This window comes from Aliinostoc sp. HNIBRCY26 (assembly GCF_050235535.1).
In the GTDB taxonomy this organism is placed as follows: domain Bacteria; phylum Cyanobacteriota; class Cyanobacteriia; order Cyanobacteriales; family Nostocaceae; genus Trichormus.
The window spans coordinates 4505690-4519885 of record NZ_CP189852.1; the positions used below are offsets into that span (position 1 = coordinate 4505690).

General features: G+C 39.9%; 15 protein-coding genes. 2 read left to right on the forward strand and 13 right to left on the reverse strand.

Translation table 11 applies throughout. The features are described from left to right. Positions 1 to 104: 104 nt before the first annotated feature. The 10 genes from ACQFX9_RS19120 to ACQFX9_RS19165 all read right to left on the reverse strand — a co-directional run bounded on the left by ACQFX9_RS19120 (position 105) and on the right by ACQFX9_RS19165 (position 8567). Positions 105 to 2402, reverse strand: coding sequence for a site-2 protease family protein (locus ACQFX9_RS19120; RefSeq protein ID WP_427157702.1), 2298 nt, complete (start codon positions 2400 to 2402; stop codon positions 105 to 107). 581 nt (positions 2403 to 2983) lie between these two features. Further along, positions 2984 to 3184 carry a hypothetical protein gene (locus tag ACQFX9_RS19125; RefSeq protein ID WP_103136934.1) on the reverse strand — a complete coding sequence of 67 codons (201 nt, stop codon included), beginning with the start codon at positions 3182 to 3184 and terminating at the stop codon, positions 2984 to 2986. A 350-nt stretch (positions 3185 to 3534) separates the two neighbouring features. Then, the gene (locus ACQFX9_RS19130; protein WP_236143478.1) at positions 3535 to 3846 is read right to left on the reverse strand and encodes a DUF6679 family protein; all 312 of its coding nucleotides are present in this window, start codon (positions 3844 to 3846) and stop codon (positions 3535 to 3537) included. A 217-nt stretch (positions 3847 to 4063) separates the two neighbouring features. After that, positions 4064 to 4225, reverse strand: a complete 162-nt coding sequence (locus ACQFX9_RS19135) for a hypothetical protein (protein WP_427157705.1) — start codon at positions 4223 to 4225, stop codon at positions 4064 to 4066. Positions 4226 to 4523: 298 nt separating this feature from the next. Further along, a complete protein-coding gene (locus ACQFX9_RS19140; protein ID WP_236143476.1) occupies positions 4524 to 4739 on the reverse strand; it encodes a hypothetical protein in 216 nt (71 codons plus the stop codon). A gap of 253 nt (positions 4740 to 4992) precedes the next feature. Further along, complete coding sequence (locus ACQFX9_RS19145) at positions 4993 to 5784, reverse strand: Nif3-like dinuclear metal center hexameric protein (protein WP_427157706.1); 792 nt, start codon at positions 5782 to 5784, stop codon at positions 4993 to 4995. After that, on the reverse strand, positions 5784 to 6533 hold the full coding sequence (locus tag ACQFX9_RS19150; RefSeq protein WP_427157708.1) for a hypothetical protein: 750 nt from the start codon (positions 6531 to 6533) through the stop codon (positions 5784 to 5786). Before ACQFX9_RS19150 ends, ACQFX9_RS19145 begins: the two co-directional genes overlap by 1 nt. 152 nt (positions 6534 to 6685) lie before the next feature. Continuing rightward, the gene (locus ACQFX9_RS19155; protein ID WP_103140654.1) at positions 6686 to 7099 is read right to left on the reverse strand and encodes a secondary thiamine-phosphate synthase enzyme YjbQ; all 414 of its coding nucleotides are present in this window, start codon (positions 7097 to 7099) and stop codon (positions 6686 to 6688) included. A 156-nt stretch (positions 7100 to 7255) separates the two neighbouring features. Next, positions 7256 to 7777 (reverse strand): helix-turn-helix domain-containing protein, encoded by a 522-nt coding sequence (locus ACQFX9_RS19160; protein WP_427157710.1) that lies wholly within the window; start codon positions 7775 to 7777, stop codon positions 7256 to 7258. 25 nt (positions 7778 to 7802) lie between these two features. Beyond that, positions 7803 to 8567, reverse strand: a complete 765-nt coding sequence (locus ACQFX9_RS19165; protein WP_427157712.1) for an iron-containing redox enzyme family protein — start codon at positions 8565 to 8567, stop codon at positions 7803 to 7805. 171 nt (positions 8568 to 8738) lie between these two features. Here ACQFX9_RS19165 and ACQFX9_RS19170 point away from each other — a divergent pair, with 171 nt between their 5' ends. Further along, a complete protein-coding gene (locus ACQFX9_RS19170) occupies positions 8739 to 9662 on the forward strand; it encodes a LysR substrate-binding domain-containing protein (RefSeq protein WP_427157714.1) in 924 nt (307 codons plus the stop codon). Positions 9663 to 9738: 76 nt separating this feature from the next. Here the strand turns inward: ACQFX9_RS19170 and ACQFX9_RS19175 are convergent, their stop codons facing one another. Both ACQFX9_RS19175 and ACQFX9_RS19180 read right to left on the reverse strand, forming a co-directional pair. Then, the gene (locus tag ACQFX9_RS19175) at positions 9739 to 10830 is read right to left on the reverse strand and encodes a glycosyl transferase (RefSeq protein WP_427157716.1); all 1092 of its coding nucleotides are present in this window, start codon (positions 10828 to 10830) and stop codon (positions 9739 to 9741) included. A gap of 130 nt (positions 10831 to 10960) precedes the next feature. After that, positions 10961 to 12148, reverse strand: a complete 1188-nt coding sequence (locus ACQFX9_RS19180; RefSeq protein WP_427157717.1) for an aminotransferase class V-fold PLP-dependent enzyme — start codon at positions 12146 to 12148, stop codon at positions 10961 to 10963. 253 nt (positions 12149 to 12401) lie between these two features. On the opposite strand from ACQFX9_RS19180, the gene ACQFX9_RS19185 reads away from it, so the two are divergent. Then, complete coding sequence (locus ACQFX9_RS19185; protein ID WP_427157719.1) at positions 12402 to 12875, forward strand: DNA phosphorothioation-associated protein 4; 474 nt, start codon at positions 12402 to 12404, stop codon at positions 12873 to 12875. 32 nt (positions 12876 to 12907) lie between these two features. Here the strand turns inward: ACQFX9_RS19185 and ACQFX9_RS19190 are convergent, their stop codons facing one another. Continuing rightward, a complete protein-coding gene (locus ACQFX9_RS19190) occupies positions 12908 to 14098 on the reverse strand; it encodes a DNA sulfur modification protein DndB (protein ID WP_427157720.1) in 1191 nt (396 codons plus the stop codon). Positions 14099 to 14196 lie beyond the last annotated feature (98 nt).

A 14196-nucleotide genomic window follows, 5' to 3' on the forward strand; every position in this document is an offset into this window, starting at 1 on the left:
AATGGTAGATATTTATCTACAGGATGCTGACCCTTAGTTTCGGTCTTTTCCGTTCAATCCAATCTAGCAATCCAAAATCTAAAATCCAAAATCCAAAATTTTTACTAGGTTGGGTCTTCTTCTTCCATTTTACTTAATAGTTTATCTGCTACTTGTTGGTCAGCGATCGCGCCTTGAGTATCTCCCAAATTCTGTCGGACTTGACTCCGCAATTGATAGGCTTCATACGACTGTGGATATCGCTTAATCATGTACTCTGCATCAGCCAGCGCGCCTTTGTAGTCTTTGAGTTGTTGCTTGGCTTCTCCCCGTGAAAGATAAACCCAGCGATTTTGGGGATCTAATTTGATAATTTGATTGTAATCAGCGATCGCGCCTTGATAATCTCGCATTTGATTGCGTAAGTAGGCACGTTGTTGATAAGCCATAAAGTTTGTTGGATTCAGGCGTATAACTTCGTTATAGTCTTGCATTGCGCCTTGATAATCTAACAAGTTTCTACTTATCCCAGCACGGGTTAGGCGAGATGAAATATCATTTGGTGTTAAGTGAATGACTTGGTTATAATCTGCCAATGCTCCCTCCTCATCCCGCATCATCATCCTTAACCTGGCGCGTTTTTTATAAGCACTCACATCATTGGGATTTTTACTCAAAGTAGCAGTCAAATCAGCAATTTCTGCTTTTCTTTTTTGGACAAAACGTTCATGACTTTGCTGAGGAGTTTCAAATAGTTGAGGTACAACATTTAACCAACCAGGAATAGTCGCTTGTAAACTACCAATCATCCCCCCAAATAAACTGAAACAGTAAAAAATCATTAGCGCAAATCTAGTAGTCAACTTCCCACTAGATTCGTAATATCGTTGCATTAAATCTTTGACTAAAGTGTATTTAGTTTGAAATGGTAATTTGTCATATCCCCATTGCTGTAAATATTGGAAGATGGTATGTAAGAGATGTTCTTGATTTTCCGGTTGACTGCGTTTGATTTCCTGCTGTAATTTGTTACTGACTTGAGCATTGCGAAAATCGCCAGGAATACTAAAAGCTACCAAAATCAAAAACACTAACAGTCCTGGTTCTTGTTTCCCCAACAGAAAAAATATCACTAAGCCAATTGATTTAAATGCGACATCAGCAAAAGGTATCCGAGAAAATAAAAGTAAATTGGCAATCTTTCCCCCATCTAAAGGATAAATTGGTAGCAAGTTGAATAAATTCATAAACATTAATATCCAACTTGTTTCGCGTAACCAAGCAAAATTATCACCAGTGCGGGGTGTAAAGATGGCTATAATCATCCCCAAAATTAACCCTGGTAATGGGCCTGCAAGCGATATCCAAAATTTTTGACTCAGAGTGGCTTCGTGTTTGTGTCCTGTTGCAAAAGCACCTAAAAATGGCACAAATAACACAGAGGTATCCTGATAACCAAACAATTTCATGGCTAGGATATGTCCACCTTCGTGGAATAAAATTACAATAATAAATATCAGTACACTTTTGAATGTGAGAAACTTGGTAAAGCTAGCTGCAAATACTGCGATGCTTCCTAAAAATAGCCAAGTGCGGAGTTGTTTACTAACTAAACCCTGCTGCATTTGCTGCATATGTTTAAAGCTAGCAACTTCCAATTCTACCGGAATCTTTGTTTGCAGACTGGGTTGAGTTTTGGCTTTTTGTCGGCGTTGCTGATTTATGTTTGCTGTTTTGTTGTTACCTTGGACGATTTGGTAAACTATTTTCAGCGCAGTTAACCAATGTAATTGAAATAATGAAGTTTCTTTGATTGCTAATATTTTACCTGTTTGATTGAGATGTTTGACATAATTACCAATGAATATTTGTAGTGCTTGAGAAAAATCCTTTGGCACTAAAGCACAGGGTAATTTTTCCAGAATTAAATTATTGAGTTTATCTTGGTGATGTAACCATTGAATGGAAACATCACTAGCATAAGCATCTTGAACAATTGCATGGGGAACTTCTTCAATAAAACCATGCTTTTTACAATTTACAGTCAACAATAATGTTTTATCCTGAAAAAATGTGTAAAATTCGATGTCAAATAAATTTACAGGTTCAACTAAACGGTTAGTAATGATTGTGGCGTAGGTTTTACAAGACTTGTTATATAAGAGAATTTCCCAGTTGGGTTGCTGATTAGCTTGCACCATTGGTTGATATTGTATGTAGCTAAATGGCTTAAAACCCAGTTGTTCAAGTTCTTGGATAGGAGCTTGCAATAAATCTTGAAAGTACGTCGGAACTTGCTCTGTGTCGATAACTTGGTATTTGGGGTACTGAAATCTGGCTTTGCAAAGTTGTAAGAAGGTCATGAAATACTGGATAAACAAAACCAAAATCGTGATCAGGATGGGGTAAAGCAAATATGACATAGTAGCTTGACAAACTTCTCTATGCTTAGTATTCCCTGACACGATTTAAATCTATTCTCACAGCATAATTCAGGATAAAATTAACTACCTATTTTTATCTCTAACCTTTTATATTGAGGTTTTAAGCCTAGAATTGGGAATAACATATCATTTCATGTGTAGTAAGCTAGCACACATATTTTCTGGTCTTCAATATTTCCAGGTTCGTAGTTAGGACTTCAGTCCTCTCTAAAACACTCCGCGCACACAGTTGAGGACTCAGGCTTTGAGCAAATCTAAAGAAAATATTAAATATTACGTTTTTTTACAAATTAGATGAAAATCTAAATATAAACTTAAATTTCGTTATCAAACGGGGTCAGCCCATATAAAGACCCTGAACATAAAAAAATCTAATGACTTTAGCGTCAACCTCTATAAAAACGAGTCTGACGCTATTTCCCAAAGAATTTTTCACCACAATTTCAATGCCGACTTTTTTAGCTAGCACTCAGCACCTACTAAACGCCGTACTACCGCTAATAACACTCATTACTCATTACTCAGCACTCAGCACTCAGCACTCAGCACTCCTGAAATATTTATGATTCCCCATATTCTGCTTGACGAGCATGAAAATTAATCCCAAAGGGAAGGGGGGTACACTCATTTACCTTAAACCACCGCTTGCGTCCGCGTGGTAACTTGACTAATACACGCCCAGGTTGCCACCAAGAGGAAGGAATTACAACTCCATTGCTGCCGTTAGGAAGTTGGACAAGTGTACCTGGAATAATAGTCATAAAAGCTTCCTCAGAATTACAAATATCAAAATTAATCAAGAAAAGATGGTGTCAAAAGCAAGACTAAGTGCTGCGGTGGTCATAATTCGCCGCAGACTTAAAAAGCATCGCCAAAGTTGAATTGTTAAAATAATCTAAAGAATAATCAAAGTGTAGCTAATCTTGATACTGGTTTTAATAATTTCAATATTTCTTTACAGAGCATGGGAACTGTTGAATTAATCTCTTATAAAAATTAATCCTGAGTACGGTATTTTACTCAGGATTAGGATTGAGAATTTGGTAGGTGTTAATTAAGGAGTAAGAGAGAAACAGAGGTTGCTGCACTAAGGTGACAGACTAAGTTTCTTTTACTCAGGATTGGACTCAGGATAGTGGTTGCGGATACGTTCGGCTTCTGGACAGTCTTCAGTCAGGAGCGGTTCCACATTCCCGCGTGGGACTGAAGCTAGTTTCTGAGTGACAGCACCGATACTTTCAAGGCGCACCATTTCCTCCCAAGAACAAACCTCGTCTTCCTCCTCTGTTTCATAGCGCAAGGTCACTAAATCTCCCTCTATGTCGATGATGCGGGCGCGTTCTATCCAGCGTTGCTGGTCCCGCAAGAATACGCATACCTCCCGCCCATCGCAACACAGTTGATAAATCTTGCGGTGTAGCATGTACTGCTTCTGCCTTTTTAAACAACGTAGTTAAACTTTTCAAATTTTGGGTTTTACCCCAAGCAAATGACAACCTGAAGAGGTGAGCTTCACGGTTCAGAATCAGTGTGTCAGTTGACCCCGCCCAAGGATTTGCTATTGGTTGTGAGAAGCTAGGGAATTTGTGGGTCATAAACTGGTAGTTACTGCACCAAGATTCTATCTCTTTCAGGGTCATTCAGTGAATGTCTACTTCTTCATAGAAGTCAGAAAATTCGGTACTTGTCCTCACCTGCTGACTATTGGCTGGTAAGTCCTTCCTACCATTATGTAATAATAAATACTCAAAAACAAGTGGTGATTGCGGTTGTTTAATTTGCCTACTTGTGATCATTGGCATTGCTGAGAAGCCTGGGGCTTCGGCTTGACTGTTACCCCTATGTATTTGATCTTAACTCATTCTTTTGCTGACCTTCACGGTTTTCAACAACAAAAGCATAATAGTTTTGATTTTAAGAATTTTTCCTGACACATCTTGAGGATATCTGCTTGATAAGAGGCAGGGGGCAGGGAGCAGAGAGAAGAGTGGAATGTAGGTACAAACCAAACTTCTCTACATTGTGGGCGGTTTTTCTCTCCTGCTCCTCCGCAATTGCTCCCTGCTCTCTTCTCCCCTACCTTTTACGGAAGAGGCAGTTTTAGTGAGATTTATCGGATGCGAAAGACTCTAGACTCAGTTGAGAAGAACCTTCTCGTTTAATTTTCCCTGTACGCACTGCATCATATAAATCAGCCAAGGCTGTCAAATCTTCTGGCTGATAACATTTACTCGCTAACACCTGATGGAGTAGACCTTCAGATTCAACGCTGAGATATCCAGTTTGAAAAGCAGATTCAACAAGTGCGCGAATCATTTTAGTTCTGGTAGAGTACGGGGTTTATTATGTCTAGTTTGGAATACTTTACGCTTTTGCTGATTGACATAAAACAGCATATAATGGTGATTTTGGTTACAAAAGTTTGTGATCTACGTCACAATAGTCAACCCCTATTATTCAAAATTCAAACAAAATTCATCAAAAGCTTATAAAAGGGATTGGGGAGATTGGGGAGATTGGGGACAAGGTAGACAAGGTAGACAAGGGAAGAAAAACTAATGACTAATGACTAAGATTGAAAAAATTGGCGGAAATCTTCGTCTTTGGTGCTGAGTTGTACCCAATCTAGGTTTAAGGACTGGAATTTCTGGACTAGACGATCGCAGGCGGGGCGTTCTGTGGCATAGTGTCCGGCATCAATTAAAATGAGATGGCGATCGCGGCTTTCTTGGAATTGATGGAATTTACAATCGGCTGTCAGATACGCTTGTGCGCCGGTTTTCACTACTGCACTAATAAAGCTAGCCCCTGAACCACCTAAAACCGCTACTTTGGAAATTGTCTTTTGTAAGTCAACACTGGGGGAAAAGATTAAATCTGGGGGGGTAAGGCGGGTTTGAATGATGGTGAGTAGTTCTTGTAATGTCAAAAATGGTTCTAATGATCCCACTCGTCCATAACCTAAACCGTTTTGAGTGGGAACGATGGGGGCGACATCCTTAAGTTCTAAGATTTGTGCTAATACGTCAGCTGTACCGTCTGCGACTTGATCAAAATTGGTGTGGGCTGTATAGATTCCGATGTTGTGGGTGAAGGCTAACCGCACCATTTCGGTAATTGGTTCACCTGTGCGGAAAGATTTGGGAGAGCTAAAAATGAGGGGATGATGGGCAAAAATTAGATTAGCATTTAAGGCGATCGCTTCTTCCATTACCGCCAATGTTGGTGTTAAACATACCAACACTCTCGCGGACTCTTGTAATACACCTGGTTCAACCTGCCAGCCACAGTTATCCCAACTTTCACACCAAGTGGGATTTGCCCATGCTTCAAACCAAGTAATTAAATCAGCAATTTTCATTAGTGTTTTTGGGGTTGAATATTCAACTCTAATGCTAATTGTTCACGCTTTTCCTGAAAAGGTTTGTTCCACATGGGGACAGCATTCCAATCCCAAGCAGCCACCGGAATAAGTTGGGCTTTAGCTAAGTGAGTTAATAACCGATATTCATCTTCTGGTTCACGGGAGAATGTGAAAGGGTTGCGAAAGCCGTTATCACATATTTTATATGATGGCGATTTACTTCGATTAATCCGTTGGATTAACTCTTGATATTTCGCTAATAAATAGTCAAGAAAAGTTAAACTAAAAGGCTCGGTATTAGCACGATTTATTGGGTCTTTTTGTACCCATTTTGCCCATTCAAAGCCATAGACAAAATCGTGTACATAGCGGAAACGAATTTCACTATTTATGCCAAATAAATCTGTTAGTAAAACCATCTTTTTTGCAAATTTTTCTAGAAAAATAGCCGCTTCACTTTTTGCTGATAACGCTTGACGCAACATACTGCTAACCATAAAATCAAAATCCCAGAAGACATTTTCTGGGAAGTTTTTTAATTGAGATTTAACTATGACTTCTAAAGTGTTTTGTATATTATGAATTAAGCGATTATCGGTAGTATTTTCTCTAATTAATACTTCTAATTCTACAAAGCTAGTGATTTTTGTTTTATCAGGATTAAGAGTTAAAAGATTAACATGATGTTGCGACAGGATTTCATCAATAAGTTGAAAACTGTTGTTGGGTACAGTATTTTGCTGCATCTGTATTGATATAGCCTAGAAGCTACAAATAAATCTAATTATATGACAGAAAATCACTAAAAGAAAAGAAATATAAATAAATATTAAATTTTGTCATGTAATATTTAAAATGAGTTTGTTGAGACGCGAAAATTCGCGTCTAGGTAGCAAGACTATCCTGAAATATGAACTACTAATTCTCTGGAGTGACTGCGTTGGCGATGTTCCCAAATATAGATTCCTTGCCAAGTTCCTAGCACTAAATGACCACGATTAATGGGTATATGTTCTGATGTGTGTGTTAGTGCTGTGCGGATATGGGCTGGCATATCATCTGCGCCTTCGGCATCATGAATATATTGTCCTGATTCTGGTACAAGTTTTGCCATAAAGTTAGCTAAGTCAACGAGTACATCAGGATCGGCGTTTTCTTGGATGACTAAACTAGCAGAAGTGTGGCGTAGAAATAAAGTACAAAGTCCGGTTTCTACTCCCGATTCAGCAACTATCGCTGCGATTTTCGAGGTGATGTTGTGAAAGGATTTGCCGTTAGTAGTAATTCTTAGTAGTTTTTGGAAGTGTGTCATAGAGGAATCCGACTTGATTTTTGCAATTACTTACGTAGTGGCGTGTCAAGGCCTTTGGTGCATTACGGCTAACGCCTAAAACACTCTACATATACTACATATACTTAAATTTTTTCTCTAAATCAAATCAGATTCCCATCGCTTGCACATAAATTATTATGTATTTAACTGTGAATTTTGAGATAGATGAGATGAATTTTCTGCGGTGAGCAAAGGTTTGGATTTTGTTGATAAACCCATTGTTTTGAGTAAGCGTTTGATATGACAATCACTCAACTGAAAGCCGAATTCTTTAGCTAAATGCTTACTTAACCAGTTTGCTGTCCACCGTCGAAAACCATAACCATAATTACGAGGACTATCACTAACTAGTGTTTTTAACCGTTCTAAATATTCCTCATTGACGGCTTTTGGACGACCAATGGGGGAAGTTTGCCATTGATGCGCCATTCCACTGCGAGCAATATGTATCCAATGTCTGGCTGTAGCAGGACAGCATCCCAAGGTACGACAGATGTTTGTTTGTGATTTACCTTCATCTGCTAACAACATAATTTGGATACGTTGGCGATATAATTCTGGTAAATCTTCTGTCAAAATTTTCAGTAATAATTGGCGTTGAAAAGGTGTCAATAATTGACCATTAGAGATATTTACATCTTTGATTTCTGCTTCCATGATATTTTATGGCTTGGTTAGAGAATCAAATTAGATTGTGAAGCTCAATATCGGCTGGAAATTCATACTCATGCAGCAGATCATCGAAATATTGTATATGTCGGCTGATTCCACCTTCGACGGCTTTGATGATGTGCTTTTGTTTGGTTGCATCCCCATCGTAGTGAATTAGTACCGGACGAATAGAATCTTGAAAATGATTCACCTCTAATTTTGCGTGTAGACTTAACCAAGTCGGATGCTTCAGACTATGAGCATCAAAGTAAGATTGGAGAATTCTGGCATTTCGGATTGATACGCACAGTTCCCGACCACTCAAAGCAGCTAGTGCTTCGTAAAAGTTATCGCTTTCGTAGCCGAATTCATCAAAAAATGAACGTTCGTAGGATGCAGTCCCAGCACTTCGTTGACTGGCCATAATGTCAGCATCGCTCAATCCCAAATCGTGAAGAAATTCCACGTACATCTCACTATGACCATCTTGCAAGTCGGTAAAGGTGTGATCTGCTAAAGACATAATTGCAGATTTTTGGTCTGGGTCAGTACAACTGTCAGCTTTGACGATGCACAAGCCGAACCATCTATGCAGCCGATCGCGCCAATGATGGTACTGGAGAAAAGCATATTGGATGATTGGTGGAGTAATCGCACCTGCTTTGAGTAGGCAAAAAAAGCGACTGCGATCAAGGACTTCATGACAATACGCGATGATTTGAGCAGAAATTGCGGATTCTTGAGCTTTTACCGCAGGCGTTAGTTCTATATCTCGATCTAAGCGGCTAGATGTCATAAACAATCTTTTAGTTGCAGGTTATGAGTTAATGAAAGCCAGCTTAGGAAATTATGAATATGTTAGTAAGGTGATTTTAATCATATTAATATGATGTTTTGATTATATTATTGCGGGAAAATGACCCCAAAAATCTGGAAACATCTGGAAATGCGCCAGCTACAGTATTTTATGGAGCTGGTTGCAGAACCAGGTGAGCAGAAAAGCTTTAGTAAAGCGGCTGTGCGTTTAAATGTGGAGCAATCCTACCTCAGTAAAACGATCGCAGCTTTGGAAGCGGCGTTGAGTGTGGAATTGTTTGATCGTTCTCGTCGTCCTCCGGTGTTATCTGTGGCAGGAAAGGTGTTTTTTACTGAGCTAAAAATTGCCATGACTGCGCTTGAACAGGCGGTAACGAACTCACAGGAAGCCAGTCGTGGCGAAATTGGCAAACTGGTTGTGGTAGTCAACACGGCGATCGCTAATAGTTTACTTCCCGATATTCTCAAAACTTTTCGCGATCGCTATCCGAAAGTGGAATTGGAACTGCGCGCTATGACGATTGAGGAAATGATCCAAGGACTACGAGATACTTCCGTCAATGTTGGGTTTGAACATCTGCCTAATCCTTATTCAGATGATTCCACTCTGAACTTTCTCCCGATTATGCAAGAGTCTTTTGTGGTTGCATTGCCAGAATCTCATCCCTTGGCGGCACTTAATTACATTCCGCTTGCTGCACTCAAGCACGAACATCTGATTTTGCCCCCGCTTGATGCTGTACCTTCCTACAAAGTCCTGTTATCACAATTTGAGATGCAGGGATTCAAGCCGACATTGCTGGAAACTGTCAAAGCCACCTGGATGGTAATCAATCTCAGCTTAGTTGCAGCAGGCGCAGGGGTGTCGATTCTACCTGACAACATACAAACGCTTCAACGTCAAGGAGTGGTGTACCGAGAACTGCGCGACGTTCCCTTTGCTCGACAAATAGCAGTGATGTGGCGGCGGGCGGATCTCAAGGATTTGTTAGAGCCAGCACCAAATGATGCGATTTTGCTGCGTCAATTCCTCTTAGTAGTTCAAGAGGTAGCAAAACGTTGTGCATTGTCTTAGTGAAGTACAAACGACAATAATGAAACGCAGATGAACACAGATATACGCAGATAAATTTGTTATCAGTTGATGACGGCTACTTATATTGATGAGTCTGGAGGTAATTAATCATAGCTTGGGCGATCGCTTGATTGCCATCCTTGGCTAGTGGGTGTGGTTTTTGTGGTGGTTGTAATGGTTGATTTAAGAAATCCCAGTTACCTTGAAAGAATTCCTCTGGTTTGACAATTTGATGAGAGTTGTAGTTTACTAAGCCTTCTAAAAGAAAGGCTGCTTCCGCAAAATCATCACGGGGAATTGTAACTAAAGGTACATCTAATAAAGTCGCTTCCGAAAATGTGCCGTAACCAGGCTTAGAAATTACTCTCCCACAGATGGGCATAAAATCGACTGGGCGAAATTTGCGGTCATTAATTTTGATTAAATTCGGTAAATCAGGGGCAGACTGATCAAAGACAATAAATTGCCAGTCGGGAAAATGGTGTAGGTTATCGTAAGGAATTTGTTGTAAACCTAAGCCGCCGAAGGTGAGTAGGATAGTTTTCTCTGGAGGTGCGGTGATCCCCCAAATAGTACGAATTGCTTCGGCTGTGTAACGGGGAGTACCACCAGTTAAGCCGACATCGGTAATATGGGGGAAGGCTGGCATAGGTTCGTGAAAGGGTAAACGAAACAAGCGATCGCACTTTTGATAACATTCACTTATCCAATCAGCAATAGCCACAAATTCCCCACCCCAGTCACGATAGATAAAGTCCCAGCCAAAATTACTCATCATCCAGCAAGGTATACCTGCTTTTTGAGCGAATAATGGCGCGAGGAACGGAATATCTGCAAATATCAATTGCACTCGATTTTGACGGATAAAATTCACTTCTGAAGCAATTAAGGAATTTTGCTGCTTTTTAATCTCCAGCAACCTCGCCAAAGTCGCCTCCTTATCCATATTTAAGCTATCAGCTTGCACCACACCCAAATCAAAAGCGCGGGGACGATGGATAAAATCACCCTCGATGTAACACTCCAGCAACCACCGAGGCGCAGTAGTCACCATAATTAACAGCACTTCTGGACACAACTTTTGAATTGTTGCTGCTACAGATGCGGTGCGTGTAGCATGGCCGAAGCCGTGATTGGTAATGGCTACGTATAGGATTGGACGTTGCATTGTGGGGATTGGGGATTGGGGACTGGGGACTGGGGATTGGGGATTGGGGATTGGGGACTGGGGACAAGGTAGAAGTAATGAGTAATGAGTAATGAGTAGTGACTATTGACTGTTGACTATTGACTATTGACTATTGACTATTGACCAAAAACTTTTCTACTGCTTCAACTAGGTGGTCAATTTCCGATTCTAAAGTCAAATAATGGACGGTGGTGCGGATACAACTGGGATCGGCAAGGGTGCGGGTTAATATTTTTTGAGTGTCGAGAAACTGCAATAATTTTAGGGGTTGGTGATTGGTCAGTTGAAAGGAGACTATACCGCATTCTGGGGGTGCTGTGCGGAGACATTTGACATGGGGTAATGCGGTTAAACGTCGCCATAAATATTCACTGTTATGGCAAATTTGGCTGTAACGTTCCTGCGGTGTTCCCCATTGTTGATGAATTGCGATCGCCTCTCGCAAACCTAAATATAATGGGTAAGGTGGGGTAGATATTTCATAGCGTCTGGCATCTGGTTTCCAGTTCACTGGTCGAGATTGGCTATCCACCATAATTCCATATAAACCGATAAAAGTCGGATGCAGACTTTCTAGACTTTCTGGACGCACATACAAACCCCCCACACCTTCGGGGCCACATAACCATTTGTGACCGGTGAAGGCATAGAAATCTACTCCCAATTCTGCTAAGTTCAAAGGTAAAGCACCAACGGATTGGGCTGCATCTATTAATACGAGAGAATTATTGTTTTTACATACCTCTACGATTTTATCTAGAGGTAGCACTTGACCAGTGTTCCAAAAAACGTGACTGAGTACGACTAGGCGCGTCTGAGGACGTAAATTTTGAGCAACAACAGCTACAGGATCGCCATCATTTAAAGTTGCTTGTAAAGGACAAGTTGTAACTTCCACTCCAAACCGACGACTAATTTCTTGACTAGCAGCAACAACCCCAGGATGTTCACAGTCTGACAGTAAAAGATGGTCGCCTGCTTGCCAGTGTATTCCCCACAAAGCAATATTGCAACCTACGGTGACATTATCTGTAAAAGAGATTGTATCAGGTGTAACGCTTAATTCTGAGGAGATCGCTTTTCTGACGGTGGGCATTTGCGCTGTTAACCAAGCACCAGCCTCACTCCCAAAGGGGCCAATCTGCTGAATATGGGATATAGTTTGTGCGATCGTGTCTATTGTGGCTTGAGGCATTGGCCCCTGTCCACCATAGTTAAAATAACGCTTATTCGCTAAAGCTGGGAATTGTTCTCGATGTTGTTGTAGCTTAACCTGTGCAGTGGAAATACTAGTCATAAATAATTAAAAGTGAATACATAACATTTTCCCTCTTAGTCTCTCACCCCCTCAACCCAAAAAATAGGGAATAATGTTGCCGAAGAGATAAATGTGATTATTTTGCTACGGGTAGGACTCCACCCCATAGATTTTGACAGGTTGCTGATTCTTGATGAAATAATCAGTCCTAAGCTTTCTCTAACTCAGCAAATCTAGGCATTACTTCTACTTTTCGGCTAATATAGCTACAAAGCGATTATCAATATCATTCATGGCAGAAACGGGTAGAATCAGGGTTGCTAAAGATAAAGCTGAGTTAGTGAAAGCGTTAACCTCTTCAGATGGTAGTACAGGGCCTTTTCAAACATTTGCTGATGTGATTGTCTTTGCTGCTGCGTTAGGTGCAAAGCATAAAAAGCGTGTACCCTTGGGCGAAATTTCTAAACGAGAACCATCACCAATTAGATTAGAATACTTTGCTTCAGTTGGGAGTGATGTAGTAATTAAATTACTGGGAATGACTGAAACTCATGATATTAATATTTTATCCATTTATGAAGAAGGATATGAGACTCAACGTAATAGCATTTTTGAAGAATATGCTAATGGCGGATTAGAAATACTTCAAACTGAGTTGCGGGGAGCAGTTGATTACACCGAGAGAATTTTATTATTTCTCTGTTACGAAAGAACGTCTAAAGATGAACAGGAAGAGGAATTTGATCTCAGCAAATTCCTCTTTTAATCAAATTGAGTGAGACTATAAACAATAATCTCTTACATCCATTGCAATTCACTTACTACCATCTTGACCGCATCGTTAACTGCATTCGCCGCAGTTGATAATTTATAGGGTTTATCAGGATTCTTTGGTTTCGCGTCTATTCTTACTACATTGTCTCTCCACAATGGATTCTCTCTTGACCAATTAATCTGCGACAGTTGCAAGACTTTTCCTTCATGAAAATAGTTATCTGCTTGAGAATAGGTGTAATATAACAAACGTCCTAAAATTTCCAAGCCCACACTTACACCTAAAAGACAGTCGTCTTTAAATTCAGCCACTTCGTTTTCTGTCAATTCTTCTGCACTTGTATCGAAAATATACTCTGTATTGCTGCATTGTGAAAAGAATTGATTTAGACAAATCACTAAAGCATCCGAGGCTTCATAAACGTCATGATCTCGCAGTTGGTTATTGGGATCGTTAGTAAAAACACAACTGACAAATCTAGCTATAAAGTTAGTTGTATAAATGAGCTTTTGTTTAGTAGCAGGAGAAGATTTAATCTTTTCTGTCTTACCTTGAAACATTGGCACTCTTTGTATTAATTCTTTAGTAATGCCAACTCTGCCAGAAAAGTCTCCAAATGATAATAACAATGATTTATCCAACTGTCTAGTTTGTGCCATGTCTCTAAAATCTGTCTGACATTGACGAAAGTCACCCTCTAAAACTAGAGTAATTGGAAAATCATCGTCACTAATCAAATTACTTTCTGCACCCTCTATGAGTTCATGAATTGCACGTTTGCGATGTTGTCCATCAGTAATATCTAATTTAACTCCACGCCGAATTACAACTAGACAAATACCTCTACCTAATTCAATAACTGCGATATCTTTCGGATTAACATTTGCCGTCAAAGTTCCTACGATCCAAGGTTTATCTTTTTTAGCACGTTCAACTATATAATGTTTAATTTCTTCAGCATGACCTTTTACTTCTGGACGATTTTTACCAGAATCAGGATCATTTCCAGTAGACGGTTTTGCTTGAAGCAATCCAGAAAAATCACTTGCAGGTACATTAATCTGTAGCATTGTGCGCTTACCCTGCTTAAATATTAGCCCAGGATAGCAACGCTCACGATGATATTTAGAAAAAAAAGGTTCAAGAAAGCTATTAAACTCAGCTTGAACTTTTGGGGAAATGGTATTAGCACTATCCTGGTTTATGTTGACCATAAAATCGGTAGTATAATTGTAGTGAATGTATTAATTATACTAAACCGTGTTTAAGAGTGATGAAATCAGTGAAAACTCTAAGGGAGATATATATTTAA

What these genes read in the sequence shown, in the direction of transcription:
- ACQFX9_RS19190 (WP_427157720.1), bottom strand. Translation starts at nt 14,098, where the DNA reads ATGGTCAACATAAACCAGGATAGTGCTAATACCATTTCCCCAAAAGTT.
- ACQFX9_RS19170 (WP_427157714.1), top strand. Translation starts at nt 8,739, where the DNA reads ATGGAGCTGGTTGCAGAACCAGGTGAGCAGAAAAGCTTTAGTAAAGCG.
- ACQFX9_RS19155 (WP_103140654.1), bottom strand. Translation starts at nt 7,099, where the DNA reads ATGACACACTTCCAAAAACTACTAAGAATTACTACTAACGGCAAATCC.
- ACQFX9_RS19175 (WP_427157716.1), bottom strand. Translation starts at nt 10,830, where the DNA reads ATGCAACGTCCAATCCTATACGTAGCCATTACCAATCACGGCTTCGGC.
- ACQFX9_RS19125 (WP_103136934.1), bottom strand. Translation starts at nt 3,184, where the DNA reads ATGACTATTATTCCAGGTACACTTGTCCAACTTCCTAACGGCAGCAAT.
- ACQFX9_RS19140 (WP_236143476.1), bottom strand. Translation starts at nt 4,739, where the DNA reads ATGATTCGCGCACTTGTTGAATCTGCTTTTCAAACTGGATATCTCAGC.
- ACQFX9_RS19145 (WP_427157706.1), bottom strand. Translation starts at nt 5,784, where the DNA reads ATGAAAATTGCTGATTTAATTACTTGGTTTGAAGCATGGGCAAATCCC.
- ACQFX9_RS19130 (WP_236143478.1), bottom strand. Translation starts at nt 3,846, where the DNA reads ATGCTACACCGCAAGATTTATCAACTGTGTTGCGATGGGCGGGAGGTA.
- ACQFX9_RS19180 (WP_427157717.1), bottom strand. Translation starts at nt 12,148, where the DNA reads ATGACTAGTATTTCCACTGCACAGGTTAAGCTACAACAACATCGAGAA.
- ACQFX9_RS19185 (WP_427157719.1), top strand. Translation starts at nt 12,402, where the DNA reads ATGGCAGAAACGGGTAGAATCAGGGTTGCTAAAGATAAAGCTGAGTTA.
- ACQFX9_RS19165 (WP_427157712.1), bottom strand. Translation starts at nt 8,567, where the DNA reads ATGACATCTAGCCGCTTAGATCGAGATATAGAACTAACGCCTGCGGTA.
- ACQFX9_RS19135 (WP_427157705.1), bottom strand. Translation starts at nt 4,225, where the DNA reads ATGCCAATGATCACAAGTAGGCAAATTAAACAACCGCAATCACCACTT.
- ACQFX9_RS19150 (WP_427157708.1), bottom strand. Translation starts at nt 6,533, where the DNA reads ATGCAGCAAAATACTGTACCCAACAACAGTTTTCAACTTATTGATGAA.
- ACQFX9_RS19160 (WP_427157710.1), bottom strand. Translation starts at nt 7,777, where the DNA reads ATGGAAGCAGAAATCAAAGATGTAAATATCTCTAATGGTCAATTATTG.
- ACQFX9_RS19120 (WP_427157702.1), bottom strand. Translation starts at nt 2,402, where the DNA reads ATGTCATATTTGCTTTACCCCATCCTGATCACGATTTTGGTTTTGTTT.